The sequence below is a fragment of the Dehalococcoidia bacterium genome, assembly GCA_021295915.1.
Lineage (GTDB): Bacteria > Chloroflexota > Dehalococcoidia > Lucifugimonadales > UBA1123 > VXRN01.
In genome coordinates this window covers 56,220-82,457 of record JAGWBK010000012.1, presented here as the reverse complement: position 1 = coordinate 82,457, position 26,238 = coordinate 56,220, and the positions used below count along the sequence as shown (strand labels likewise).

23 protein-coding genes are annotated in these 26,238 nt (G+C 59.8%); 12 read left to right on the top strand and 11 right to left on the bottom strand.

Features of this window, described 5'->3' with window-relative positions:
- Positions 1-149: 149 nt before the first annotated feature.
- From J4G14_05435 to J4G14_05425, 3 genes are read left to right on the top strand one after another with little or no spacing between them, the layout of a single operon-like run.
- Positions 150-443, top strand: a complete 294-nt coding sequence (locus tag J4G14_05435) for a hypothetical protein (protein ID MCE2457240.1) — start codon at positions 150-152, stop codon at positions 441-443.
- 14 nt (positions 444-457) lie between these two features.
- Positions 458-1,660: a hypothetical protein gene (locus J4G14_05430; protein MCE2457239.1), complete on the top strand. Its 1,203-nt coding sequence runs from the start codon at positions 458-460 to the stop codon at positions 1,658-1,660.
- Between the two features lie 20 nt (positions 1,661-1,680).
- Positions 1,681-2,859: a mandelate racemase gene (locus tag J4G14_05425; GenBank protein MCE2457238.1), complete on the top strand. Its 1,179-nt coding sequence runs from the start codon at positions 1,681-1,683 to the stop codon at positions 2,857-2,859.
- A gap of 37 nt (positions 2,860-2,896) precedes the next feature.
- Here the strand turns inward: J4G14_05425 and J4G14_05420 are convergent, their stop codons facing one another.
- The 10 genes from J4G14_05420 to J4G14_05375 all read right to left on the bottom strand — a co-directional run bounded on the left by J4G14_05420 (position 2,897) and on the right by J4G14_05375 (position 13,724).
- Positions 2,897-3,553 (bottom strand): PD-(D/E)XK nuclease family protein, encoded by a 657-nt coding sequence (locus tag J4G14_05420; protein MCE2457237.1) that lies wholly within the window; start codon positions 3,551-3,553, stop codon positions 2,897-2,899.
- Between the two features lie 6 nt (positions 3,554-3,559).
- A complete protein-coding gene (gene raiA / locus J4G14_05415; GenBank protein MCE2457236.1) occupies positions 3,560-4,144 on the bottom strand; it encodes a ribosome-associated translation inhibitor RaiA in 585 nt (194 codons plus the stop codon).
- A 169-nt stretch (positions 4,145-4,313) separates the two neighbouring features.
- Positions 4,314-5,720, bottom strand: a complete 1,407-nt coding sequence (gene sthA, locus J4G14_05410; protein ID MCE2457235.1) for a Si-specific NAD(P)(+) transhydrogenase — start codon at positions 5,718-5,720, stop codon at positions 4,314-4,316.
- A gap of 298 nt (positions 5,721-6,018) precedes the next feature.
- On the bottom strand, positions 6,019-6,849 hold the full coding sequence (locus J4G14_05405; GenBank protein MCE2457234.1) for an alpha/beta hydrolase: 831 nt from the start codon (positions 6,847-6,849) through the stop codon (positions 6,019-6,021).
- Positions 6,850-6,997: 148 nt separating this feature from the next.
- Positions 6,998-8,476: a tetratricopeptide repeat protein gene (locus J4G14_05400; protein MCE2457233.1), complete on the bottom strand. Its 1,479-nt coding sequence runs from the start codon at positions 8,474-8,476 to the stop codon at positions 6,998-7,000.
- Positions 8,477-8,545: 69 nt separating this feature from the next.
- The gene (locus tag J4G14_05395) at positions 8,546-9,436 is read right to left on the bottom strand and encodes an ABC transporter permease (protein MCE2457232.1); all 891 of its coding nucleotides are present in this window, start codon (positions 9,434-9,436) and stop codon (positions 8,546-8,548) included.
- 39 nt (positions 9,437-9,475) lie between these two features.
- Positions 9,476-10,441, bottom strand: coding sequence for an ABC transporter permease (locus J4G14_05390; protein MCE2457231.1), 966 nt, complete (start codon positions 10,439-10,441; stop codon positions 9,476-9,478).
- A gap of 230 nt (positions 10,442-10,671) precedes the next feature.
- On the bottom strand, positions 10,672-12,690 hold the full coding sequence (locus J4G14_05385) for an ABC transporter substrate-binding protein (protein MCE2457230.1): 2,019 nt from the start codon (positions 12,688-12,690) through the stop codon (positions 10,672-10,674).
- 206 nt (positions 12,691-12,896) lie between these two features.
- Positions 12,897-13,211, bottom strand: a complete 315-nt coding sequence (locus J4G14_05380; GenBank protein MCE2457229.1) for a redoxin domain-containing protein — start codon at positions 13,209-13,211, stop codon at positions 12,897-12,899.
- A gap of 21 nt (positions 13,212-13,232) precedes the next feature.
- On the bottom strand, positions 13,233-13,724 hold the full coding sequence (locus tag J4G14_05375) for a hypothetical protein (GenBank protein ID MCE2457228.1): 492 nt from the start codon (positions 13,722-13,724) through the stop codon (positions 13,233-13,235).
- Between the two features lie 324 nt (positions 13,725-14,048).
- Here J4G14_05375 and J4G14_05370 point away from each other — a divergent pair, with 324 nt between their 5' ends.
- Both J4G14_05370 and J4G14_05365 read left to right on the top strand, forming a co-directional pair.
- Positions 14,049-14,912 carry a hypothetical protein gene (locus tag J4G14_05370; GenBank protein ID MCE2457227.1) on the top strand — a complete coding sequence of 288 codons (864 nt, stop codon included), beginning with the start codon at positions 14,049-14,051 and terminating at the stop codon, positions 14,910-14,912.
- 202 nt (positions 14,913-15,114) lie between these two features.
- Positions 15,115-16,410: a PQQ-binding-like beta-propeller repeat protein gene (locus J4G14_05365; GenBank protein MCE2457226.1), complete on the top strand. Its 1,296-nt coding sequence runs from the start codon at positions 15,115-15,117 to the stop codon at positions 16,408-16,410.
- On the opposite strand, the gene J4G14_05360 is transcribed toward J4G14_05365, so the two are convergent.
- Entirely contained in the window at positions 16,379-18,121 is a 1,743-nt protein-coding gene (locus tag J4G14_05360; protein MCE2457225.1) for a hypothetical protein, read from the bottom strand. The two genes, J4G14_05365 and J4G14_05360, sit on opposite strands and share 32 nt — an antisense overlap.
- Before the next feature lie 158 nt (positions 18,122-18,279).
- Between J4G14_05360 and J4G14_05355 the strand changes: the two genes are divergently transcribed.
- The 7 genes from J4G14_05355 (at position 18,280) to J4G14_05325 (ending at position 26,215) form a co-directional block, all read left to right on the top strand.
- On the top strand, positions 18,280-20,274 hold the full coding sequence (locus tag J4G14_05355) for a hypothetical protein (GenBank protein MCE2457224.1): 1,995 nt from the start codon (positions 18,280-18,282) through the stop codon (positions 20,272-20,274).
- 180 nt (positions 20,275-20,454) lie between these two features.
- Positions 20,455-20,655, top strand: a complete 201-nt coding sequence (locus J4G14_05350) for a hypothetical protein (GenBank protein ID MCE2457223.1) — start codon at positions 20,455-20,457, stop codon at positions 20,653-20,655.
- On the top strand, positions 20,612-21,553 hold the full coding sequence (locus J4G14_05345; GenBank protein MCE2457222.1) for a DUF2236 domain-containing protein: 942 nt from the start codon (positions 20,612-20,614) through the stop codon (positions 21,551-21,553). The genes J4G14_05350 and J4G14_05345 overlap by 44 nt, the downstream gene beginning before the upstream one ends.
- A 329-nt stretch (positions 21,554-21,882) precedes the next feature.
- Entirely contained in the window at positions 21,883-22,938 is a 1,056-nt protein-coding gene (locus J4G14_05340; GenBank protein ID MCE2457221.1) for a threonine synthase, read from the top strand.
- A 48-nt stretch (positions 22,939-22,986) separates the two neighbouring features.
- Positions 22,987-23,967 (top strand): GNAT family N-acetyltransferase, encoded by a 981-nt coding sequence (locus J4G14_05335; protein ID MCE2457220.1) that lies wholly within the window; start codon positions 22,987-22,989, stop codon positions 23,965-23,967.
- Between the two features lie 8 nt (positions 23,968-23,975).
- The gene (locus J4G14_05330) at positions 23,976-25,223 is read left to right on the top strand and encodes a glycosyltransferase (GenBank protein ID MCE2457219.1); all 1,248 of its coding nucleotides are present in this window, start codon (positions 23,976-23,978) and stop codon (positions 25,221-25,223) included.
- 257 nt (positions 25,224-25,480) lie between these two features.
- Positions 25,481-26,215, top strand: a complete 735-nt coding sequence (locus J4G14_05325) for a DUF502 domain-containing protein (protein ID MCE2457218.1) — start codon at positions 25,481-25,483, stop codon at positions 26,213-26,215.
- Positions 26,216-26,238: the final 23 nt, after the last annotated feature.

Genomic DNA, 26,238 nt, shown 5'->3' with positions numbered 1-26,238 from the left:
AGAACATGACGTCCCCTCTCCCTCAGGGAGAGGGCTAGGGTGAGGGTGAAATCTCAATCCACAACCTACCCAAGCTCATCACTCCCCATCCCCGGCCTGCGCTAGGGAACATGATACTATCTTTCCTGCAAACGAAAGGGAGAGTAACGATGCTGTTTCTTGCGATAAGCACACCGCTGCCGACACGACCGTCGGAGGTGCGGGAGCAGCGAAAGCTGTACTGGCCGTGGTCTCAGGACAAGCTGGATCGAGGACTCGCGCGCTTCTTTTTCGCGCGCACCGGACGGGGAGCAGTCGCGCTGTTCGACGTCGACTCCAACGAGACCCTTCACATGCTGCTGACGGAGTGGGCGGAGATGATACCCGCCGAGTTCGACGTCTATCCCCTGATAGACCCGGACGCGGCCGTGGCGTTCCTGAATGCGGCAGACAATTCTGATTAGAGAGGACTAGAACGTTGAAGATCAAAGAGGTAAGGGCGGTCGAGCTGAACATCCCGAGGACGCCGCCGAAGTCGGAGTCTCGCAGGCCGAACTGGAACACGCATGCACGGCGCGCGCTGCCGATCAACAAGTACCCTGAGTTCCCGAGACTCCACGGTCAGATGGCGGGCGCGAACACAAGCGCAGACGTGTGGGTGCAGGTGACGGCCGAGGACGGCACGTGGGGCCTGGGTCAGTGCAGCTTCGGAGAGCCGACGGCAGCATTGGTCGACTACCACTTCGGTCCGTTGCTCGAGGGCCGAGACTGCCTGGCGCTGGAGTACCTGAACGACCTGATGTGGCGATCCACGCAGCGCTTCGGTGCGGGCGGCATCGCGACCGTCGCGCAGTCCGGCGTAGACCTCGCGCTGTGGGACCTCAAGGGCAAGCTGCTCGGCCAGCCCGTGTACTCGCTGATCGGAGGGCCGTGCAGGGACAAAGCTCTCGTGTACTGCACCTCCGACGACCTCGACTGGTCGCAGGAGCTGGGATTCAAGTGCTTCAAGGTCTCGAACCCGGCGCACTACGACGAGGGCATCGACGGCATTAACCTCGTAGAGGAGCACATCGCGAAGGCACGGGACGCGGTAGGCCCCAACGCTGAGCTCATGTACAACCCCGTGATGAGTTTCAACGTCGAGTTCGCAATCAGGCTCGCGGAGCGCCTGCGACCCTACGGACTGCGCTGGCTCGAAGAGCCGCTGATACCAACAGACCTCGAGGGACACATCGAGCTGCGAAAGGCGATCAATTGGATTCCTCTCGCAACAGGCGAGGACCATCACGGCCGCTGGACGTTCAGGCAGCTCGTCGAGCACCGCGCCGTAGACGTGCTTCAGCCCGACATGAAGTGGTGCGGCGGCTTCTCCGAGGCGCTGAAGATTTACACGATCGGCGAGGCCGCAGGCATCATCACGATCCCGCACGCCGCGGTCGCGTCGCCCTGGGGTCAGCACTTCGCGATCGCCATGCCTGAGTCGCCCATGGCCGAGTTCTGGATGGGCAGCGACCCCGGCATCCCGCTCGACGAGGTCTGGCCGATCCCGGGGCTCGCCGTACCCAAGGACGGCTACATCACCCCAACGGACGCTCCCGGCTGGGGAATGGAGATCAAAGACGAGTGGATCACCCCCTGGGACCACACCGTGGCAATCAAGGCACGCGCCGGACAGGGCTGACCTCAGCAGGAGAAGAAAGCATGGGCAGTACCCCTATCATCCAGAAGATCACGCTGACGCGGTACCGGTTCCCACTCAACGACGTGGGAAGCGACCTCAGCTTCGCAATGGGGCCGTTCTACGAGCCCGGAGGCAGGGGAGGGCGGTCCGTGCTCGGCATACGCATCGACACCGACATAGGTGTCACGGGCGAGTACATGAGCATCGCTCCGGGCACCTTCGAGCAGATCCAGCAGTTCGGCTCTTTCCTGATCGGTAAGAACGCGCTTCAGCGGGAGCTATTCTACAACCAGGCGAAGTCGATCCTGCGCAAGCAGGACAAGATGGGCATCGGTCCCGTGGACATTGCACTGTGGGACCTCGCGGGCAAGCTGCACGACTCGCCGATCTACCAGCTGCTCGGCGGCTACCGGAAGAAGCTGCCCTCATACGCAAGCACCTCTCACGCTGACAGACAGCCTGACGGCCTGAGCAGTCCCGAAGCGTACGCCGACTTTGCGGAGCAGTGCCTGGAACTGGGATACCAGGGATTCAAGATCCACTCGTGGGGAGACGTGTCGATTCCGCGCGAGGTCGAGACGGTCAACGCCGTCGGTAAACGAGTCGGCGGCAAGATGGCGCTGATGATCGACCCGTGCTGCGTGTACGATACATTCGGAGACACGCTGACAGTCGGACGCGCCTGCGACGACAACGACTTCTACTGGTACGAGGACCCGATGCGTGACGGTGGAGTGTCGTTCTACGCGCATCGACAACTTCGGAAGATGCTCAAGACGCCGCTGCTCCAGGGCGAGCACCTGCACATGGTCGAGGCGCACGCAGACATGGCCGCTGCCGAGGCGACCGACTTCTGGCGCGCCGACCCGGAGTACGATGGCGGTATAACTGGCGTCATGAAGATCGCTCACTCAGCCGAGGGCTATGGCATGGACGTCGAGCTGCACATTGCAGGTCCTGCGCAGCGCCACTGCATGGCCGCCATGCGCAACTCGAACTTCTACGAGATGGGCCTCGTCCACCCGAAGCTGCCCAATATCTCCTGTCCGCCAGTGTACGCGTGTGGCTACACAGACCAGCTGGAGTCAGTAGACGAGAACGGCTGCGTGGATGTCCCTGAAGGCCCGGGTCTGGGCGTCGTCTACGACTGGAAGGGCATCGAGAAGTTCCGCGTCGGCGAAGCCGTGATAGACAGCTAGCGCGAGAAGACTTGAACTCCGACGGTCTGGTCCCCTCTCAGAACTCCCCACCCTCCGCGATCTGTTCCGCAGGCGCGGCATCAATCCTATCCGGGCAGTCATTGGGAGTTAGATCACACATCCCACACTCCAACGCACTCGGTACCCTGCGCGCAGGCTGAGAGTCAGCGATCCGCCTGATCAGAGCGAACAGCTCCGACTTGAATGCGTCGCTCACGCTGTCAGCCGGGATGTCGACCACCCGGTCGTCCCTGTAGACCAGCCGTCCCTGGAAACGCCTCCCGCGGAACTGGTTGATGTACGGGAGCGCGTACATGTAGATCATTACCTGAGCGGTGTCCGACGCTCGGGGCTGCCCTGTCTTGATGTCGTAGATGGTGCCGGTGTCGTCGGGGCCCAGCGCGACTAGGTCTGGCTTGCCTCCGATGACAGTGCCGGAGCCACCGCGTAGGTTGAAGTAGCTCTGGTTCTCGGTGAGAACAGTGACGCCATCTGCCTCGATCTTGTCCCTGACCTCGTTCAGCAGCGACGTGTGGTTCATCTGCCAGGTGACCATGTCGAACGTGCTGGGCACCCGCTCGTAGCCCTTGTAGTGGGCCTTGAACCACGATGCCCACTCGCAGGAAATGTCACCGACCAGCACCTTCGAAAGCCATGTGGCCCAGATGTACGGACCTGATCTCTGCTCAGCCAAAGGGGCCTAGGCCAGCTCGGGCTCGATCACGCCGTAGTCGCCGTCGCGACGCCGGTAGGCGACGTTGTACTCGTCAGAGTCCATGTTGAAGAACAGGAAGAAGCTGTGCCCCAGCATCTCCATCTGCAGGATGGCGTCCTCGACGGACATCGGCGGCATGGAGTGTCGCTTGGTGCGGACTACCTGGCCGATCTCTTCAAGCGCCTCTTCTTCCTCGAGGGTTTCTGGCATCTCGATGATCGCCTCAGGCGGGACGTCCCTGAAACCGCTGCGCGACTTCCTGGCCTGCGCGCTGTGGTACACCTTTCCCTTGAACCGTCGGATCTGCCGGTCAACCAGGTCCGTGACTGCGTCGACGGCAGCGAACAGGTTTACTCCCCTGTCCTGTCCTCGAAGCGTGTAACCGGAGATGTTCAGTGTCATCTGAGCCTGGACGCGGTCGCGAGTGGCCCGCGCCTGGGTCATGGACACCTCTAATTTGGCATCGTCGAGGTTCGGCAGATGTCGCTGAAGCCTATCGAACTTCTTCTGGATGTACTGCTCGGCATTGGGGTTGAGGTCGATGTTCCTGGCTTGAATCTGTATCTCCATGTGGACGACCTCCTTTCTTCTCTTCTATCAGGGGGCGAGGTGTCTAAGACCGCGGTGCCCTGAATTATTCGTTCTGCGGGTATCGGGGTGAACTGCCCATCTATGACTTAATTCTATGGGCAACTACCCGGTCGGGCAACAGATTTTTGGTCTTTGCAGGATGGGAAGATTAGGCTTCCAGCCGGTTGATGCCGTCCAACGCGGCCGTCTTGTAGCACTCCGCCAGTGTCGGGTAGTTGAAGACCGCGTCCACGAAGTAGTCGACAGTACCTTCGAATGCAAGCACGGCCTGTCCAATGTGAATGAGCTCGCTCGCGCCCTCGCCGATGATGTGCACTCCAAGCAGTTTGCGTGTGGTGGCGTGGAACAGCAGCTTCAGCAGCCCCGTGTCGTCTCCGATTATCTGGCCCCGCGCTATCTCCCGGTACTGCGCCCTGCCTACTTCGTAGGGAACAACGTCCTCGGTCAAGTCCTCTTCGGTCCTGCCCACCATGGAGATTTCAGGGATGGTGTAGATCCCGTAGGGAAACAGGCCCGGGACACTCCTGGCGGGTAGGCCAAAGGCGTGGCACGACGCCAGACGGCCCTGCTCCGCGGAGGTCGACGCCAGGTTTGGGAACCCGATTACGTCGCCGACCGCGTATATGTTGTCCACGGACGTCTGGTAGGTGTCGTTCACTGTCAATCGGCCTCTGCCATCTGGCTCCAGGCCTACCGTTTCCAGCCCGAGTGACGCTGTGGCGCCGGTGCGTCCGATGCTGTACAGCGCGGCATCGCTCACAATCTGCTTGCCGCTGACCAGCCTGATCCTGACGTGCTGGCCGCGTTCATCGTCGGAAGGCTCCATCCAGGTGACCTCTTCGTTCAACCGGAGCGTCACCCTCTTCTGACGCAGGTGGTACACGAGTGTGTCGATGAGTTCGGAGTCTACGAAGTCCAGCAGCCTCGAGTCGCGCTCAATGAGCGTAACGCGTATTCCGAGGGTCGCGAATATGCTGCCGTACTCCAGGCCAATGACGCCGCCGCCTATGATGGCCAGGCTTCTGGGAAGCTCGGGCAGATTGAGTATGTCGTCGCTCAGCAGGATGTGCTCGCCATCGACGTTGGTCCAGTCAGGCTTCGCTGCAGTTGTGCCAACGGCGACGACTACCTTGTCTGCGGTGATGGGACGGCTGCCTCTCCCATCCACTGCCGAGAGGGCCAGTGTGTGGGAGTCGATGAACGATGCGTCGGCGGTGATCAGCTCAACCCTGTTCCGCAGCAGCTGGTGGCGCAACGTGTCGGTCTTCTGCTGCATCACGTGATTGGTGCGGATCATGAGGTCGCTCATGGTGATGTCGTCCTTGACGGCGTACGACTCACCGTAGATGCCACGTTCCCTGTATCCGGTCAGGTATATTACCGCTTCGCGGAGTGTCTTGCTGGGAATGGTGCCTGAGTTGACCATGACGCCGCCGATTTCGGCATGGCGTTCGACGATGGCAGTGCGCTTTCCGAGCTTAGCGGCCTGCACAGCAGCGCGCTGGCCCGCCGGTCCGGATCCTATGACCACCATGTCGTAATCGTATTCAGCCATCTACCCGCTCCCCGGAGACCATTGGATGACTCCCTTTTTTCGATGCAATGAGGGCTAGGTAAAACTAACCATCAGACCCGAAGCTCAACCTACCAGCCCCCTCTCCCTCAGGGAGAGGGTTGGAGCCTGCCCCGTACTTGATACGGGGGTGAGGGTGAAAGGGAGTTGACTACTACCTGCAGGGCATCACCCACCTCTGTGTATCGGCTCCCGACAGGGTGACCAGGTTCTATGAAGGTCTCCTCTCCACAACTGCTATGTAGAGGATGTGTCGTCGCATTCGGTTATTTCGTCAGCCTCAAACTCCCAGGAACTCGCGGCTTGCCGCAATGAACTCGCGAGGCTTGTCGACGGTGACAACGTGACCCGCGTCGGCCACATCCACCGAGGTGAGATCTGTCGCCGCAGCCTTCATCCTGTCCAGTACCGCGTCGGACACCAGCGGACTCTCGGAACCCCGTACCTCCAGTATTGGACATGGAATGGTGTCCAGCGCGCTCCAGTACCTGCCGATGAGGTCCGGGTCCGACATGTCGGGAAGTGGCACGTTGAACAGGTCGTGGTCGGCCTTCCACGTCCACAGGCCGTCATCAGTCTGCTTCATCTTGTGCTGGGCATCCTTCAGCAGCCTGGCATCGGACGCCCACGGGTTGCCGGATCGCATCCAGGCAACGGCCTCCTCGATGGTATCGAACGCCATCGGGGTCAGCGGTCGGCTGCCGGAGGCTGCAACGGCTTCCTCAGACGGCTCAGGGCCGATGTCCACCATCACGATGCGCTCGACCCGGTCAGGATGTTCGGCCGTGTACAGCATCGAGTGCCAGCCACCCATGGACAGGCCTGAGAGTGTGAACCGCTCCAGCTCCAGGGCGTCCACGAAGGCGGCAAGGTCTTCGACGAACCTGTCACGGGCGTAGCCGTCCAGCGCATGGGCGGACTCGCCGTGACCTCGCTGGTCTACGGCGTACACGTGGTAAGAGTTTCGCACCACCTCGGCAAACTCGTCCCAGATGCGCGCCTGCCCGGTGTGTCCGTGCAGACAGACCATGGGCGGCAGCCCCCGCGTCCCCCAGTCGAGGTATCGAAGTCGGACTCCGTTTACGTTTACGTACTTGGAAATCGGTGCCATGTGCAGTCTCCTCGGCGGCCCAGTCGGCCGCTGTCGTGTGTATGTCTGAAGTGTTGGTCTTATCCTGGTTCAGTATAGGCTGACCAGCATCGTTTTTCCTAACACAGAAGACTGTTCCCTGACATCCTGGTCGGGTTGAGCGCTGTGTCTATTGATTGGATCGGGAAAGAGCGCGCCTGGCGAGGTTGACGAGCGTTGGACTCCTGGACGCGCTGATGACTCTCTCGAGGTCTTCCCGGCCGTCCATGCCACCGGTCAACTCCATTGACGCAGCTCCACGCACGTAGACTGCGTACAGTTGGCCGGGTGCCTGTTGCAGGACCTGTTCTGCGTCGCTCCGGGCCTTCGAGTACTCCTGTTCGTTAAGGTAGGCGAGAGCACGCCCGAGGTAGGCTCCGGTAAGTGAAGGGTCTCTGGACAGGGCGGATGTCGAGTCCGCTATGACGCCGGGGTAGTCTCCCCTCTTGAGGTGGGCCTCAGCCCTGTTTGAGTAGGCTTCAGCCAAATCGGGGTCCAGATCGATTGCTTTGGTCGCGTCTGATATCGCGAGGTCGTAGCGACCCTGGCCTGTGTAGATGTACGCCCGGTTGGAGTAGGCCAAGGCGTAAGTTCCGTCCTGCCTGATGGCTTCGGTCGCGTCCGATAGGGCCTGCCCTTCATTCCCCAGCCCAAGGTTGGCTAATGCACGGGCGTTGTATGCGACCGCAAGATGCTGACCCGATTCGATTGCCTTGTTGGCATCCGCCAGCGCCTTCTCGTACTGACCGGTGCTTCTGAAGGCATTGGAGCGGTTCACATATGCCTCGATGTAGTCGGAATCCTGGTCCAGGGCTTGTGTGTACTCGTTGACCGAGATATCCGGTCTTCCTTGCCTGTCGTAGGCGAGCCCACGGTTTGTAAACGCAGTAGCCTCGATCGCGTCTGCGTCGAAACCGTGCCAGGTGACGAGCCTCGGCTCATCACCGAAATTGTCGGATAGCTCCTGCGCAAGCTCCATGGCCTTAGTGGCATCGTCTATCGCCCACGCCAGATTGCCGATGTTGCGGTGCGCCTGCGACCTGTGCACATAGGCCATGACCTTCACGTACAGCGTCGGATCGGAGTCCAGGACATGGCTGAAGTCGTCCACGGCCATGTCAGAGCGTCCGACGTCCATTTGAGCGTGGGCACGCACGAAGTAGGCGTCAGGCATATTCGGGTCCAGTTCGACCGCCCTCGTTGCGTCGGCAATCGCCCTTTCGACCCTCTCCTCGGGTGGGAGAGTCCACGCGGTTCCGGGACGTGACGTGATCTTGGACATGACCGCCACTCGCGCGTACTCGCTGTGGCCCATGTCCACTAGCGCTGTTGCCCTGTTGACGTATGCACGGGCCAGGCTCGGGTCAAGCTCGATCGCCCTGGTCGCATCTACTATCGCGTCGTCGTACGTCTCGGGTTTCTGTAGGTGAATGACGGAGCGGCCTGCGAGGGTCCAGGCGTTGTCCGGGTCCAGCTGCAGTGCCCTGTCGTACATGTGGAGCGCCCTATCGAGTTCCCCGCGCTCGTAGGCGCTGAGTCCCTCTGCAACGTACTCGTCGGAGGTCTCAAATGTCTCCTGGCTCTGAGTGCAGGCGACCGCAGTTAGCATGGCTGCCACAAGGAGACAGAATAGGAGCGCTGCCCGACCTGGAAACACCCTGGAGCCGATCGTAGAGACCTACCCGCTGCCCCGCAGTCTGGGGTCGAGGAGGTCGCGCATTCCGTCGCCGAGCATGTTGAAGGCCCAGACCGCCAGGGTTAGCGCGACGCCGGGCCAGATGGCTATCCACGGTGCGCGGGCCATGAATCCCAGTGCCGAGCCGCTGAGCATCGAACCCCAGGTCGGGAACGGTGGCGGAATGCCGTAGCCCAGGAAGCTGAGAGACGCCTCTGCGAGGATGAACACTCCAAGACTGATGGTGGCCATGACGATGATGGAAGCGAATGCGTTCGGGACGATGTGAACGAGGAAGACGCGCATGTTTCCGGCGCCCATCGCACGCGCCGCTTCGACGTAGGTGCTCTCCTTCAGGTAGAGCGCCTCACCTCGCAGAACGCGGGACGTGCTGATTCCGCGGTCGATAGAGAGTATGAAGATGATCTGCCACATGCCCTGACCCACGACGGCCACCATCGCCAGCAGCAGAATCAGCGTGGGAATGGTCATCCAGCCATCGACTACTCTCTGCACGACGATGTCGATTGCTCCGCCGACATACCCTGAGCCCATGCCGATGATGATGGCAACAAACAGGAACCCTATCACGCATGAGAAGCCAACGATCATGGAGACCTGTGCGCCCACGATTATGCGGCTGAGCTGATCGCGACCTATCTGGTCGGTACCCAGTGGGTGGTCGAGGCTGTGGCCCAGCAACGCCTCGTCGAGTACCTGCTCCCTGTAGTCGTGGGGAGCGATCCACTGCGCACTGAGGGCCATGAGCAGCAGCAAGCAGACGATCACCAGCCCTACCGCACTCAGCGGCTTCTCCTTGAAGATACGCACAACGAAGTCCAGCCAGGGATTGAGCCGCTTGCGTCTGAGATCCTGTTCGATCTCGATGCTCATGGACTGTTGTTCTGGTTGCACCTGTTTACCCTTGTGGTCCTAGTTGTACCGAATCCTGGGGTTGAGCCAGGCGTAGCTGAGATCGACTAGCAGATTGGTCACCATAACCAGCAGACCGAGAACGAGGATTATGCCCTGGATCACGGGGTAGTCTCGCTGCTGAATGGCCTTGAGCATCAAGGTGCCTACACCCGGCAGGGACCAGATCTGCTCCAGAATGACTGTCCCGCCGAGCGAGAATGCAAACGTGATACCGATCAGGCTGACCACGGGGATCAGGGCGTTCCTCAGCGTGTGCCGGGTCAGGATGATGCGGTCACCAAGTCCCTTCGCTCGGGCTGTACGGACGTAGTCTTGACGGACGATTTCAAGGATGGTCGCCCTGGTCATCCGTGCCACGGCAGAGCCCTGCGAAATGCCTAGAATCGCTGCCGGAAGGAGGAACTGCTCGAGATTGAGACGTGGTCCATCCATGAAGTGGTTGACTCCCAGTGGAGGCGACCAGTTGAAAATGATGGAGCCAAATACGACAACGAGTATCGCAACCCAGAAATAGGGCATGGAAAGCCCAAGTACAGCAACACTGCGTAATATGTAGTCTATCCAGGTATCCTGGTAAGTGGCAGAGATTATCCCAATTGCCAGCCCCCAGACCACCATCACAATCATCGTAATGATGATGAGTTCGAGCGTAACGCTGTACCGCTTCTTGAGGGAATCGACGACGGGAATCTTGCTGAACAGGGACTCTCCCAGGTCGCCGCGCGCTATCTGCCCCATCCATACGAAGTACTGTACGTAGATCGGCTTGTCTATACCGAGTTGGGAACGGACCTTGTCCTTCATCTCCTCGGACATATATCCGCCGCGACCGCCGCCCTGCATCCCGACTATGACTTCGATGACGTCACCGGGCACAATCCTGACCATCGAAAAGACGAAAATCGTCAGGAACAGCACACCGGGAATCATCAGAATTAGTCGGCGAACTAGGTACTGCCGCATTCGACCTTTCCCTCTTGCTTAACGATGGTCAATCGAGCGAATTGTACACTTGAAATACGTAACGGAACGGGTGGTGAGGCCGGCCATGCACAAAGGGAGGCCGGACTTGTGGTCGAGACTTGTCGAGTGAAGTCTCAACGCGAGTTGGAGGCTGGTTTCGAGTCATTCCGACAGGCGGACAGCCCGCCGGGATGACTGATTAACTCAGACCGTTGGTTGATGCCGGACTTCTACTGTTCGACCCACGCTCGGGCAGTGCCCTGGCCGATCTGGTGGGTGTAGTGGAAGCTGTAATTCTTGAACCACGGTGCTATGGCGACTATCTGGATCCAGTTTGTCGCATAGATGTAGTACTGCTTCTCCATCAGGTAACGCTGAAGATCGGCAACTGCTTCGAAGCGCTCTTCGGCGTCGAGCTTCTGGTTCATCTCGACGATCATTCTGTCGAGCTCGAGGTCAACGAGACCTGAAACTGGCTGGGACTGCTTCTGCTCAGGGGAGAAATAGCAGGGTCCGAACCAGTCCACCGGCTCGAATCCCCAGCATGGGAACTCGTAGATGAAGTCGAACTCGCCAGCAGTGCGGGCCGCTGAACGGGCAGCACCGTCCTTGACGTCCATCGTCACGTTGATGCCGATGTTACGCAGAGACTCGGCGATGAGCTCAGACTCGCTGAACCAGGTTGCCCCGACACCGTGAGTGGAGTGGAGCACCGCGTCGAAGCCATCAGCGTATCCGGCTTCGGCCAGCAACTCCTTCGCCTTCATCGGGTCGTACTTCATCAGGTCCTCGCCGCTTACGCCGTCGCCGTCGGAATCACCGTACTGGCCCGGCTGCAGCCACCACTGGTTGCCTGGCGCCAACGGAGTTGGATATGGGAGACCCCATCCGATCAGGATGCTCTCCACCCAGCCTTCCTTGTCGATGGCTAGCTGCATCGCGTGTCGGACTCGCTGGTCGCCCCACGGCTTGCCTTCGCCGTCTCCACTCTCGCCCCAGTTCATGCCAAGCCCACGCACGTTCATCGGGTCCACGAAGACCTCGAAGTTGGTGTCGGGGTTGGACTTCTTGATGTCCTGGTATCGCTGCGGGCTCAGTCCGCAGGTCTCGAGAGTGATTCCACCGAGCTTGCCGGTGCGGAACGCGGCGTCCTGAAGACGCTCATCCTGTATGCCGTGGATAGTCATCTGGTCCAGGAACGGTATCTGGTTGCCCTTCCCGTCAGTTCCCCAATAGTCGGGGTTCTTCGTGAAGGTGATGTGGTTTGCGGGCTCCCACTCCTCGATGATCCACGGTCCGGTCCCGATCTGGACCCTGATGTCGTTGATGGCCTCCTGGAGTTCCAGACCCTCGTCGGCAATTCGCTTGTCAACGCCCTGGCGTCCCAGTATCCATGGCCCCTTGTGTGTTAGCTGGAAGATCAGGGGTGCGGATGGCTGGTTCGTCGTGATCTGAAGCGTGTAGTCGTCCAGCGCCTTGAAGGAGTCTGGGCCGTCTATCATGTTGAACTTGGGAATGTACGAGCTGGCTTCTATCCCGAAAGAAATCCCGGCTGCGGCGACGTAGTCGTGTGCGGTGACGTCCGCGTCGACGTCGACGTCGTCAGCAAGCCACTTGTGGATTCCTCCGGTATCGATGCCCCACTTGACGCCCTTTCGGATGTCAAAGGTGTAGGTCATGCCATCACCCGAGATATCCCATGCCTCAGCGACGCCGGGCTGAGACGAGTAGTCAACCGGGCTGTACTCGGGGCCATAGTGGAACATGCCGAGCCCTTCAGCATAGTGACTCAGCGCACCGTTCCAGTGCCCCATCTTGATTGACCAGTCCCAATAACTGGGGACCACCCATTCGAGCGTCCCGACCGCTGCGGAGCCACCGTAGACCGGCTCGTACGGATCAGGTATGGGGATATAGCTGACTGGTACACCTAGGGCCTTCGCCGTATCGGCGATGAACTCGGAGGCGATCATGGTGGAGCTTTCCACTTCAACGGGGGCCACGACCGGTGCGGCCGTTGCGGCCGGAGCTGCAGGTGCCGCAGGAGCGGGTTGCTGCTTGACTACCGGCGCTGACGTTGGGGCTGGTGCCGCCTGCTGAGCCTGGGGCGCAGGGGCGACAGTTGCCACAGACTGGGCGGAAGACGGTGCCTCCGACGTACTTGTGGAGTCTTCAGTTGACGAGCTGCACCCTGCTACAAGTGCGGCAATGACTCCAAACAAGGCAATTGTGACTAACAGTCTAACCATCTACCAACCTCCTGCCTAAGCTACCCAGACCTGTCCGTAAGTTTTGCCCCCTCCTGTCCTGAACGTGTTCCCTACAGGATCCCCATAAATTGAGGCACATGCTTGCATAGCAAGAAAGCTATGTCAAGAATAAAAAATCATGGTATGTCAGTACTGAGTATAGTGCGTGACAGGAGTATTCCATTACGTGACCGGGCGATCCGAACTTAGCTCTCCAGGAGCCTCAGTTGCTCCAGCACTGTGGACGTTGGAACCTGGTCTTCGAGGTCCTCTGCGGCGTGGAACCACCGGATGACTCCGTTCGTGTCTATAAGGAACGTCGACGACGTAGCCAGCTCGTCGCCGAGAAGGTTGAACACACCGTAGTCAGCCACCGTGGTAATCTCCGGATCGTAGAGAATCGGGTACTCAAGCCCCACGTTGTCTATCACCCATTGAGAGTCGGCCAGGCTGTCAGTGCTGACTGCAACGATTTCCGCGTTCAGCGCCTTGATGTCCTCATAGCTCTCGTTCAGCTCCACGAGCTGGTCCCTGCACATCTCTCACCAGAAGGCGCGGTAGAACACGAGAACGACATTGCTCTTCCCCCGGTACGATTCCAGAGAATACGTTGGGCCTGCCGTGCTTGGAAGGTCGAATCTATAGGCCACGTCCCCGACTGCGGGCAGGAGGAGTCTTGAGCTTGGCACGGCGGTCAGACATGCGGGGTCGCACCGGTTGGCCTCGTCCGTGCAATCGAGCTCAGCACCCGACGTGTCGTCAGCCGCGGCAAGTGAGACAGGCTCCACTGTGGCGCTGGAGTGATCCGAGCTCATGCCGGACCCGCTGGCCGCCTGAACAGTGACCGAATCGCTCTTCGCAACGCTGGTAGACACTGCTGCATCTACTGCCGGGACCGCTGGCGAGGGAGCGGCCAGAGAGGCAGCATCCAGGGTCGGAGTCGTCTGACTTGCGGGGTCTGCTGAGGCGCAGGCCGTAACGGCAGTCCACAGGAGCACACACCCTACGCCCAAGAGCAGTCGTGTTAACGCCATCAGCTCTTTCCCCCTTCCACCCAAACTCCAAATCGCTGGCGCGTCAGTGTAGCGGATGGTATTACACGTCGAGTTGGACTTCAACCAAGACTGGAACGAGCGAGTCTGAGTCAATTTGGTGGGTACACGCTTGGAGCGCGGGCGTCTCGCCCGCATCCGTTCGTCCTGAGCTTGTCGGAAGGATTGTTGCCCTTTTGTCCACCTACTAATCTGGGACAGCATTGAGCGATCCCCGATGCTGTCCCTTCCGGCCCACAGGGGATATGATGGCGCTGAGGTTGGAGGGCCTGCCCTGCGCAGGTAACACGGGGATGGGTGCAGTCGTTGGACACTGACAGTAGGCACAGCAGGAGGACAGCGTTCGTCGCACTGTCACTGTTGATCGCGTTGGTCACTGTCGGCGGCGTGCTCGTGTGGGTCCAGAACGAAGAAGAGGAACGCGCGCAGCAGCTAGCGCTGGACGCATTCCTGTACGACGAGTATCGTCTGTTGCCGGTCCGGTTCCACCTGCTTGAGTCCAAACAACAGGAACCTCTTAACTGCCAGCTGACTGCCGAGGACGTGGACAGGATACTCGCCAAGGTGAACCTGATATGGCAGCAGGCGAGTATCAACTTCTACCTGGAGTCGGTTGTTCAGGAGCCTGCCGCCAACCAGTACGTAATAGGCGGATTCCAACGCGGGGTACCACTTCAACTCTACCCTCTGATCAGGCCTCGACAGTCCATGGCGCACAACATGTTCCACCTGTACTGCATCCACGAGTTTCAGCCAAACGGTGCGACGATCGGGGGACTTGATGTGATCTTCTTCAAGGACACCGCGTCGCTCATACCGGTCGAGGGAGGCATGGATGAGCCGCTGCCTCGCGTACTGTCCCATCAACTGGGGTATGCGCTGTCCCTGAGAAACGTCGATGACACAGGTTACCTCATGGCGAACGGAACGACCGGCACTCTCCTGAGCGAGCGCGAGGTGTTCAACGCCCGCCGGGCCGTCGAGAGCATCGAGTGGCATATGACGCCCACTAAGATTTCCGAAGTCGCAGACTCCCACCTGGAGAAAGGCGCTATGCAGGAGGCCAGGCACCTCTACGAGACGCTCATGACGGTGCCGGGCAGGTCGCCGCTGAAAGAAGCAGCTCAGGCGCGTATGCAGGAGATCGGCGAATCCTCGGACCAGCCGTGACTTCACATAGTCACCGGGGCGCATTCACTTGAACACCAACTTGGACCAGGTACTCGTCTGTCCCGTGTGTGGACACTTCAACGCTGTCGGATCGGTGTGGTGTGCCGAATGCCGCTTGTCATTAGCTGGCACTGAGTCGGTCAGTCTGCAGGAAGCGGAGAAGAGTGCGAGGCGGCGTGGCACCGCGTTAAGGCGTCGCCAGATGCTGCGATACGTGCTAATAGGACTCGCCGCTTTCGCTATCGTTGGCTGGATCGGCTACGTAAACTTTGATCCTTTCGCATCGCTGGAGCCGCCCACGTCCACAATCAGTGCCTTGCCCGGTGAGAGGGAATGGGCGATGTTCCGGCGCGACCCTGCCCACACTGGCGCCGACGTCCATGGCGGCTCTGTGCCCTACGGCGAGGTGATGTGGCAGTTCAGGGCTCGTGAGCCCATCAGGTCTTCGCCTGCATTGGTAGATGGGCGCGTGTACATAGGCACTGGCGACCACAGGGTGGTAGCACTTGAAGCCAGGACAGGGGAGACCGTGTGGGAGCATGAGGCAACCGGGCCGGTCGACTGGTCAGTAGCCGTAGCAGGAGGCATGGTATTCCTCGGGCTCCGGGATGCACGAGTGCTCGCCCTGGATGTCGACACGGGAGACGTGAGGTGGGAGTACCGCACCAGAGGGCCAATACACGGGTCCCCCGCCGTGGACCGGGGCGAGCTTTACGTCGGCTCTGACGACTTCGGTATCTACGCGCTCGATGCCATGACGGGAGAAGAGCGCTGGGTTTACAGGACCGGAGGTCGGGTAACCTCAAGTCCCGCGGCGAATGAGGACGTGGTCGCCGTCACGTCAGAGGACAAGTACCTGTACGTGCTGGACAGGACTACGGGCAGACCTCGTCTGGACTTTCAGTTGACGACGGGCAGCGGTTCTCCGGCCTTGACCGGCTCTTATGTGCTGGCGATCGACGGGCTGGGAAGGCTGACGGCGATAGACTGGCGAAAGGACGATAAACCCTTCGAGAAACTCGTGACACGGGTGGGTCTCCAGCTCTTCGCCTGGGGGATACTGGATGACGTTCCCAACCAGCGGGGGTTCGAGTGGAGCTATCAGCCGGTAGGGGACAATCTAGTAGGCGAGCCTGCTGTGGCGTCGGGAACAGTGTATGTGTCTGGTGCTTCGGGAGTTATGTATGCCCTGGACCTGGCAACGGGTCGTCCGATCTGGGAATTTCGCGCGGAGTCGAGCCTCGAACGCTCACCGTCAGCATGGGCCGACTTCGTCTACCTGGCCGACTCCGGCGGCATACTCTACACCATCGACGCCCGGACAGGCGCGAAACTGTGGCAGGTAGACATAGGCGGTCCCGCGACCGCGAGTCCTGTCATTGCTGGGGGAGAACTCTACGTGACGTCCACCGACGGCGGGCTGACCGCGATTTTCACTCCATACTATATCGGACCCAATAGGTACCCTAGTCCATCTGGGCATCGACATTCACAGTGACTATGTCCACACCGTGGTACTTCTGATGATGCACTGAGGACGCGAAGTGGCGTAAGAGCCGGAATGAAATCTCCCGATCGTCCGTTATCTCAGGCGTCTCTCCCATGTATGCAAGCTGGTCCTGCAGGTTCTCGCCTTCGTATGCGGATATGAACTCCAGCTCCGCCCCTCCTACTCTGCTGCGCGCGTTTACGACGAGCCGGCGCGCTCTCCCGTCTCCAACGCCGTTCTCATCCGATGACAGGCTCGTCAGCGTCTCCTCTCCGACCAGTACCAGCCGCTCGGCGGAGTCTGGATTCCATCCCGATCCGGTCGCGAACCCGCGAAGGAAGTCCGACAGCTTGGGCAGAGTGTCCATGTCCAGCGAGGTCTCCAGCCGCCTCCGCCTCGGCCCCGTCACCTCGATGAACACCATCATCACAATTGCGACGATCGCCCCCGAAGTCATACCGTTGCTGAGCAGCGCTCCGAGGAACCCGTCCCCCAGTTGGTCGGCGAATATCCACCCGTTCTGGAAGCCCGTGCCGATCCAGAACGACAGCCCAACTATTGCCGCCTTTCGGTGGTCCACGCCGTCCTGTATGACGATCTTCATCCCCTGCACGAAAAGCACACCTATGAAGACGGTGATGTAAGCAGCCGCAACTGGCGTCGGTATGGCTATCAGCAGGGCTGTGAACTTGGGGAAGAACGCCACTAAGATGAATATAACGCCTATGACCACGCCCACTCGCCTTGCTGCGACCCCGGTGATCTCGGCAAGCGATATGCTGGACGAGTAGGTCGTGTTGGGCAGCGTTCCCAAAAGACCTGATAGCAGGTTCCCCACACCATCAGCGTTGAGCGCGCCCTGTACCACGCGGAAGTCGGTCGCCCGCGGAGTGCGCTGGGATACACGCTGGATTGCTACGCCGTCGCCGATGGTCTCTATCGCGCCGACAAGGGTTACCACGACGAACGCGGGAATGAGCGCGAGAAGCGTCTCATCAGGGACCACGTGGAACCCTGGCCACTCGGCAGCCTGGATCCCAAACCAGGGGGCGTCGATCACCTGTTGCACATCGTACAGTCCGAATGGCGCCGCCACTGCACACCCGACTATGATCCCGATTATCGGAGACCACAACCTCACGACAGGAGGACCCCGCAGAACCAGTCCCGCGACTACTACGAGGGTTGCCGCGGCAGCCAGGATCGCAGCCTCCGGCGGCGCCCCTTCAGGGACGTCCTTTAATGTGTCGAACACTATCGGCATGACCGTCGCGGCGATCAGCATGATCACGGTGCCGGTGACGACCGGCGTGAAGATCCGTCGCAGCAGGGAGAGGCGAGCAGCCAGCATGAACTGGAACAGCGACGATATGACTATGAGCGTCGCCATCATGGCCGGCCCGCCTTTCACCAGGGCCACGACGCATACCGAGATGAAAGCGCCCGACGTCCCCATGATAAGGACGTGTCCGGACCCGATACGCCCCACCCTCACGGCTTGTAGGATAGTGGTGATCCCGCTGACCAGGAGCGCGGCGAAGGCTCCCCAGGCAATGTAAGATTCTGGCTGGTCCGCGATACGGGCCACTATGACCACGGTCAGCACCACCGGCGCCACTATCAGCATGGCCGCCTGAAAACCGGCGCCAACGGTTACCAGGCGAGGAGGGCTTTCATCCGGCTCGTACCTGACGTTGTGATTTACGTGTGAAGTCGTCAACAGCTAAACCTCGAACTTGAACTCTGATCAACGTGCCCCCTCTCCCTCAGGGAGAGGGTTGGGGTGAGGGTGAAAACTCAACCCCCCACAGGCGATACAGGCTCGTGTTGCTGATAATATGGTGCAAATACTGAGATACTATATCAAGAGCTTGAGTTGTGGAAAACACCGGAAACACACCCCATACACCCACTGCAACTTACATTCGACGCGGAATAGCCGTGTTATTGGGTGTCGTATTCCTGTTGTCGCTGTTGGTGTCCCTCGCGCTTATCAGGTTGAATACCACCCTCCTGGATCCTGAATTCTATCCCGACCTAGTGAAGAAGAATCACGTCTATCGGTTCACAACGGTAGATGCGCTCGCGACGGCAATCGACGAGGCACGGCGAGTCGATGCAGGACAGTTCGGAGGCATATTTCGCGAAAATCCTATTGCCGCATCCGGTCTGACCACACGGCAATTGGCCGAAGCCGTGCATCGCGGCCTATCTGTCGAATACATCGAGAGGCTAGGGTCATCTGCCATGCTCCAGGTGGGTGCGTACGTCACCGGAAACCGGGACAGCGTGGCCGTGAGCGCAGACACTGACCACGTCAGGGGTGTGACGGGGGAGTTGCACGAACTCATGAGCGAGTCGGGAGCGTACGCGCTGTTAATCGAGCATGAGCTGGAGCCGCGAGTTCGGGAGGCTGCGGGCGAGATGCTGAGCGCGAACGAGAACATGTCCGTCTGGGTGTTGTACCTGTTCGAAAGCTCCGGAGACGCGGAAGACAGGATGGTCCAGGTAGTGATGAGCACCCTGACCGCCGAGTGGCTTGCCGACCAGGTCGAGCTCGCCCTGGAAGAGTTCACCGCATATTTGGTGGGAGAGACGGACAGCTTCGAGATCAGGATCAGCCTGACCGACTCGCAGATCGAAAACGCTGTCGAGGAGACGAAGTCCATTCTCCTGGAGGTCGACGCATACGAGCTCGTTTATCCGGGCGTAATCGAGCCTGTGCTGACCAGCGTGGTTGGAGCAGGGGTAGAGCTTCCATATGGCGTGAGTGTTTCTACTGACGAAGTGATGGGCGCGCTGCGGCAGGCCGCCCCACCGTCATGGGTACAGCGAGAGGCTGAGTACCTGATCGACAGCGTGGGGCCGTACGTAGTCGGACGTTCGGACGGGTTCTCGACTGAGATAGACCTGAGTCTCAACAAGAGGGAAGCTGCAACGGCGCTTGAAGACCTGGTCGTCGGAAACGTGCATGGGATGCTTTCCACGCTGCCGTTCTGCGGAACCAGGGCGGAGTCGACCGTCGCCCGGCGAAGACTCGAACACGCGCTGCCGGGCTGCATTCCCTCTGGAGTTTCGGTGGACCAGATCCTGGGTCATGCCGAGGACAGCATTGCCGACTCGGTCCATACTGTCGTGCTCGCGTCCATCCCGGACACCGTCCGGTTCGACGAGGAGCGCCTTCGGGCAGCGTTGGAACGGTCCGGCGGACCGCAGACGCTGGAACGCCTGGACTACATCAGATCTGTCATGGACGAGGGCTGGACCTACAGCGACCAGGACCTGAGAACCGACCTGTCTGCAAGGGATGATGCGTTACACGCGCTGGATAGAGTTCGGGTGTTCTTCAGGGACGGTTACTCTCATAAGTATCGGCCTTCATCGAGTCGTCCCTCCATCAATCGTGTTGGCGCCGCACTGGACGGTGTACGGGCGCGATTGGACACGGTTAGCAGTTATGAGTGGCTGGCATACCTGTTGACGCCGGTGCTGCTGGTCTTCACTAGTCTTCTTGGGGGATCATCCTGGCGCAGCCGCGTTATCTGGGCATCCTCGACCGTGCTCATTTCGGCAGGGCTGATCTACATCCTCACATGGCCCATTCAGCAGCTGGTGGCAGACGCCGCCGCCGAACAGGCACGTGCCGAGGTGGGGCTTCAGATGGGGGGCATCTTCAGCGGGACGATGCACCTGATCGACGCCAAAGTAGGCGAGATCGCAGAAGGAGTCGCGGTGGACATCCTCAGCGGGCTCAGACTGTACAGCCTGCTCCTGGCAGGTGCGGCGGCAGTGGTCCTCCTCACCGCCCTGTTCTGGCGCCGCCTCTCTGAGAATCTGCTTCGTCGGAGTCGATCGACTGTGTACGGGCCCTGAGACGGTGCAGGTCAAGATATGAGCCGATCGGACCCCATCTTTTCTAACAATGCGCCAACCCCGCCCTTGACAATGAATCAGACAACGGTATAGACCAGTTTATGTAAAAGAAGCATTGAAAGATACGCGTGTCCTATGCAAGTCCCATCTGAATACAAATTGGGCTACGAGAAGGCCCGCTTGGTCGACAGAGAGGTCGCGGACAACTACATCGCCCATACCCGAATTGGCGATCCGATCATGGACGCGGTGGTGGAAGAGCTGGCGTCGCTGCCTCAGAGCGAAGTCGCCCAGTTCCTTCTCGCCGGGATGGATGAGGACCGCGAGGGAATGCGGAATGCCCCGCAGTTGCTGCGCGACTTCTTACCCGGAGTGGCTTGATCACAGCGCCTTCGCGCCGGGCGTCCGCGCCTTCCAGAGAAACTCAGTCGCCGTACTATCAGCTTTCGTCACCGGCGTGCTTATAGACGGCTTCGCTACGCTGATAAGCAAGTCGTTCGTGGAGACAGGGCGAATATTCGACGACGGCGTCTGGCGGCTCAAGCAGAACAACCGGCATCAGATGGAGATATTTTGGCCCGGTGGGTTGGAAAGGCACGGCGACGGCTGGAAGCTGTCTGTCCGCATCCGGTTCGTGCATGCCCAGGTTCGGAGGCTTCTGGCACAGACTGAAGAGTGGGAGCACGATGCCTGGGGCGTGCCGCTCAGCGCCGCGCACATGGGCTATGCGGTTGCCTGCTTCGCTGCGCGTACGGTCAAACACTCGGAGGCGCTGGGGGCTCATTACAGCCCGGAGGAACGCGCCGGTTTCCACGCTGTCTGGCGCTACGCGGGTCATCTCATGGGCATCCCTGAGACTATCCTCTTCACAGATGAGAGCCACGCCCTGCACATATACCGGATCGGCTCCCTCTGTGAGCCCCCTCCAACGCCGGACGCGATCATCATGACGAACGCGCTGATCAACTCCGCCCCCCTGGTCGCGGGCATCACAGATGCTGAGGAACGGAATAAACTGGTGAATGGCGTCATTTACCCCGTCTCCCGGGGCCTCATAGGAAACGACCTCGCCAACCAGCTGAACTTTCCTCCGAGCAGATTGCCCTTTCCACTGTTCTGGTACCGGCTGGATCAGCGCATTCAGAAATTGCGAGCACGATTTAGGAAAGAGGCCCCCACTGGTTTCTCGACGCTCCTGGAGGCGTCGGCCTACGACGACGCTGGCCTGTCGTATCGGCTGCCTGACCACCCGCACGCTGAACGGTCCGGCAGGTGGTAACCGCCTAGACAGGCCAACTTGACCGCCCCCTGTGGGACGGTTACATTCGCCTCCCCAACTTGCCCCCCAATAGCCCCCTGCGTTAGAGTATCAACAGCTTTGACTCAGTATGTGATACTCAGGCGAGGGCACTTAGAATCTTCGCTGAAGGCGCGCCCCTGCTAAGGGCGTAGGGTCTTATAGGGCTCTCGTGGGTTCGAATCCCACCCTGTCCGCCACTGTATCAAGACACAACTCCCGGCAATTCAGCGGCGTTTTGCGCTGACGATTTTGTGTCACACAGGCCGGGAAGATGAAGTCTGAGAGTCAGCCCCGGCATCAGGGAGATAATGAACAAAGGCGTACTCGAAAAGTACAAGGACCACCTCCCGGTATCCGACGACACGCCCATGTTCTCCCTCGGAGAGGGAGACACTCCCCTGGTGAAGTCGCGCACAATCGGTCCGATGGTCGGATGCGACGAGCTCTACTTCAAACTTGAGGGCTGCAACCCGACCGGATCGTTCAAGGACCGTGGAATGGTCGTGGCGATCGCCAAGGCGATGGAGGCTGGGGGGCGCAGCATAGCGTGTGCTTCAACTGGCAACACCAGCGCGTCGGCAGCCGCCTATGGAGCATACCTCGGACTGCAAACGACCATAATAGTGCCCAAGGGCAACATATCCAGGGGGAAGATGGCGCAGGCGATTGCCTACGGCGCCCGCATTATGCTGATTCGCGGCAGCTTCGACCATGCGCTCGAACTCGTCCGCGAACTCACCGAGAGAAACCCCATCACCCTCGTCAATTCAGTCAACCCCAATCGCATCCAGGGTCAGAAGACAGCATCGTTCGAAATAGTCGAAGACCTTGGCACTGCCCCTGACCATGTTTTCATCCCCGTTGGCAACGCAGGCAACATCACCGCCTACTGGCTCGGCTTCCAGGAGGCGTACATCAACGAGTGGACTGCCGTCCGTCCGAAAATGATGGGCTTCCAGGCCCAGGGCGCTGCACCCATAGTCAGGGGGGACGTGGTACCAGAGCCGGAGACGATCGCGTCGGCGATCAGGATAGGCAACCCGGCAAGCTGGAACAACGCGATCCGGGCACGCGACGAGTCAGGCGGCACTATCGACATGGTCTCGGACCAGGACATTCTTGACGCCTACAAGCTGATGGCCAGCGGCGAAGGCGTCTTCTGCGAGCCGGCGTCTGCCGCGGGTGTCGCCGGATTGCTCAAGCATTCCAATGCTGGACTTGATCTCGAAGGCAAGAAGGTCGTGTGCATCATTACAGGCTCAGGGTTGAAGGACCCTGACCTCGCGAACGAAATTGAACCTGAGTGGATGGAAGAGTTCCCGCCCGACCTGTCTGCGGTCGAGCAGGCGCTTCTGGTGGAGTAGTTGGGTAGGGGCGAGGTTGTAACCCGCCCGTATAGGAGCGATAAGACAGTGACCACAGAGGTCAGAGAAGAGACTTTCGATTCGATATGGAGTCGCTGGGAGGACATCCTCCCAGACTGCGTAACCGATACGGTGTTCGTGACACCGTGGTGGCAGAAGACGTGGTGGGACAACTTTGGCGGGTCTGAAACCCGTCCATACATCCTGTCCGTATACGACGGTGACGACCTGCTTGGCATCGCCCCGCTAATGTCCGACGGGGATACTCTCACGTTCCTCGGCGACAAGGACCTTTCAGACTACTTCGACTTCGTTGTCCCGCAGGACAGGGTCGACAGGTTCTTCCCCGCTCTGTGGGAACACCTTTCCGATGCTGGCTGGACGACACTGGACCTACCATCACTCCCCAGCGGATCGCCGACGCTGGAGTACCTTCCGAGCCTCGCTAAAGACGCCAACATGAGCGTTGCTATCGAGGAGGAGGAGACGACACCTACAGCGGAACTTCCATCTACATGGGACGAGTTCCTGCTGGGACTCAGGAAGAAAGACCGGCACGAGCTCAGGCGAAAGATACGTCGACTGGATAGAGAGAATACCCACCGGCAGTACGTGGCTGACGATGGCGAGGTGCTCAACGGCTCCATGCAGGACTTCTTCAGGTTGCTGCGCGCGAGCCGGGACGACAAGAACGAGTTCCTCACACCAGAAAGGGAGACGTTCTTCCTCGACATCGCAAGGGAGTCTCTCAGCCGGGACCAGTTCAGGTTGAACTTCCTCGAGGTGGACGGTGAGAACGTAGCCGCCTGCATCTGCTTCGACTACGGCGGCGACTATCTGCTATACAATAGCGGCTACGATCCAAGCTACTCGAGACTAAGCGTTGGCCTGATAAACAAGGCACTCAGTCTCCAGTTGGCGATAGAAGAGGGTCGTAAGACGTTCAACTTCCTAAAAGGCAATGAGAGATACAAGTACAACCTGGGAGGCCAGGATGAGCTTGTATTCGGTCTGACGATTACGCGGTAGAGGTGTATATGTGTAGAAGCCTGGCGCTGTTGAGCTACCATGGCTGTCCCGTAGCAAGGCTGGGCGAAAAGGACACTGGCGGCATGAACGTCTATGTCCTGCAGCTAGCTAGGGAGTACGCTAGAAGAGGGAACCGGGTCGATGTCTTCACCCGGTACCACGATCCCACCGACCCGAAAATTGTCGAGATTGAAGAGGGCGCCAGGGTTGTTCACCTTGATGCCGGCCCCCTCGACGCTTCCAAGAACGATCTTTTCTCCTACATCCCCAGCTTCGTCAACGGCCTGTACCGCTTTCAGGAGGAAGAAGGTCAGGGGGGGTTTCAAACCCGACCCTACGACCTGATCCACAGCCACTACTGGCTGTCCGGCATGGTTGGCGCGACGCTGAGCCGGGAGTGGGGCGTTCCACACATAGCGACGTTCCACACGCTGGCGAAGACCAAGATGCGCGCAAGACCCGGCGAGCGGGAGCCGCAGCTCCGGCAGGACATCGAGGGCCACGTCATGTCCGTCGCCGACGGCATCGTCGTCTCCACCGACGAGGAGGGCCAGGATGTCATCAGGCACTACGATGCGCCACCTCGCAACATCCAGGTCATCCCGGCTGGAGTCAACCTGGACATGTTCCAGCCCGTCGACCAGGACGCTGCCCGCGCCGAGCTGGGCATCAAAGAAGAGCGCGTCATTCTCTACGTCGGCAGGATCGAGCCGCTGAAGGGCATCGACATTCTGCTTCGCGCGGTCCCGATGCTGGAGTACGGTCAGAACCTCAGAGTGCTGGTCGTAGGCGGCAACCCGGGCAACGACGCGGAGCTGGACAGACTGAAGTCGATGACAGCAGAACTTGGAATCGATGATACCGTCACGTTCACCGGATCGGTGCCGCAGAGCGCGCTCCCAACGTACTATAGCGCAGCGGACGTTTTCGTCCTGCCGTCTCACTCCGAGAGCTTCGGTCTGGCCCCACTTGAGGCGATGGCCTGCGGCACACCCGTGGTTGTATCCCGCGTGGGCGGCATGAAGACTTTCGTGAACAGCGGCGAGAACGGCTACCTCGTACCGTGGAGGTGCCCCGAGTCGTTCGCCCAGAGACTAGACGTTCTTCTCGCAAACCCAGAGCTCAGGCATGCCATGGGTCAGGCGGCCCGCCAGAAGGCTCTCAGTATGGGCTGGGACAGCGTCGCCGACCAGATGCTCGACTACTACTCCACCCACATCGACCGCATCTCCTGGGCAGAACTAGCCGGCGACTGAGGTCGTGTCACCCCGCCATTGCGGTGACTATATGACAGTGGGGATACGGTAATCTCGACGGGCTCCCGCGCCACTTCAGGCTGCTCCATATCCATTTAGATTCTTGCGACTCGCCCATCGTCAGACCGGTACGACCGGCTGACTTCCATTTATTCCTTAAATGTTGACCAGTCTTTTGGTACACCCTTCGAATTAGACCTCGGTTAATATGAATGTAGGAGGAGCGTAAAACTTTAGGTCATTGAGGACGCACGCTGATGAACGGCAACGGAACTAGCCACACGAATCAGGATGCCCTCCACACTCGCAAACGCGAAGCTCTCCCGTTTCGAATCAGGCGACATGTGTGGCAGAGCATTGCCCGCGGATTCCTGCTCCTCATCCCTCTGTTCATAACCATTCTTATACTTCGCTACCTCGTGGGCTTTGCAGGCAGCGTGATCAGCCCGTTCGTCGGCTTCGTTATCAGCAGGCCCTTCCTCGAAGACATTCCGGGCGCAACGCTCCTTGTCTGGGCTGCGGTCACGGGTTCTGTTCTCGCGGTTTTCTATTTCCTGGGGATGCTGGTTACCGGCGAAAAGGGACAGAACAGGGTCGCAATGGCGACCAACGCCTTCCTGGGCCGGATCCCGATAGTCAAGTCGATCTACGACGTGGCTAACCAGACTACCCATGCGCTGTCTACTCCAAGGGAGAACGCCTTCAGTCGCGTCGTGTTCCTGGAGTGGCCGAGGCCAGGAGTGAGAGCGCTGGGCCTGGTCACAGGCCAGTGTGTGCTGCCGCATGACGAGCGGACGATGCTAGTCATCTACATTGCGACGGTGCCGAATCCGACCTCCGGTATGCTCGCGGTTATTCCAGAGGACGAAGTCATCGACGCCGGCATAAGCGTCGAGCAGGCAATGAAGATCATCTTCTCAGGCGGCATCGTAATCCCGGAAGGACTGCGGGAGACGATCACTGTGGTAAAGGGAGAGACCGCGACCCCGTGACCACTGGTCAGGACCGCAGCTAA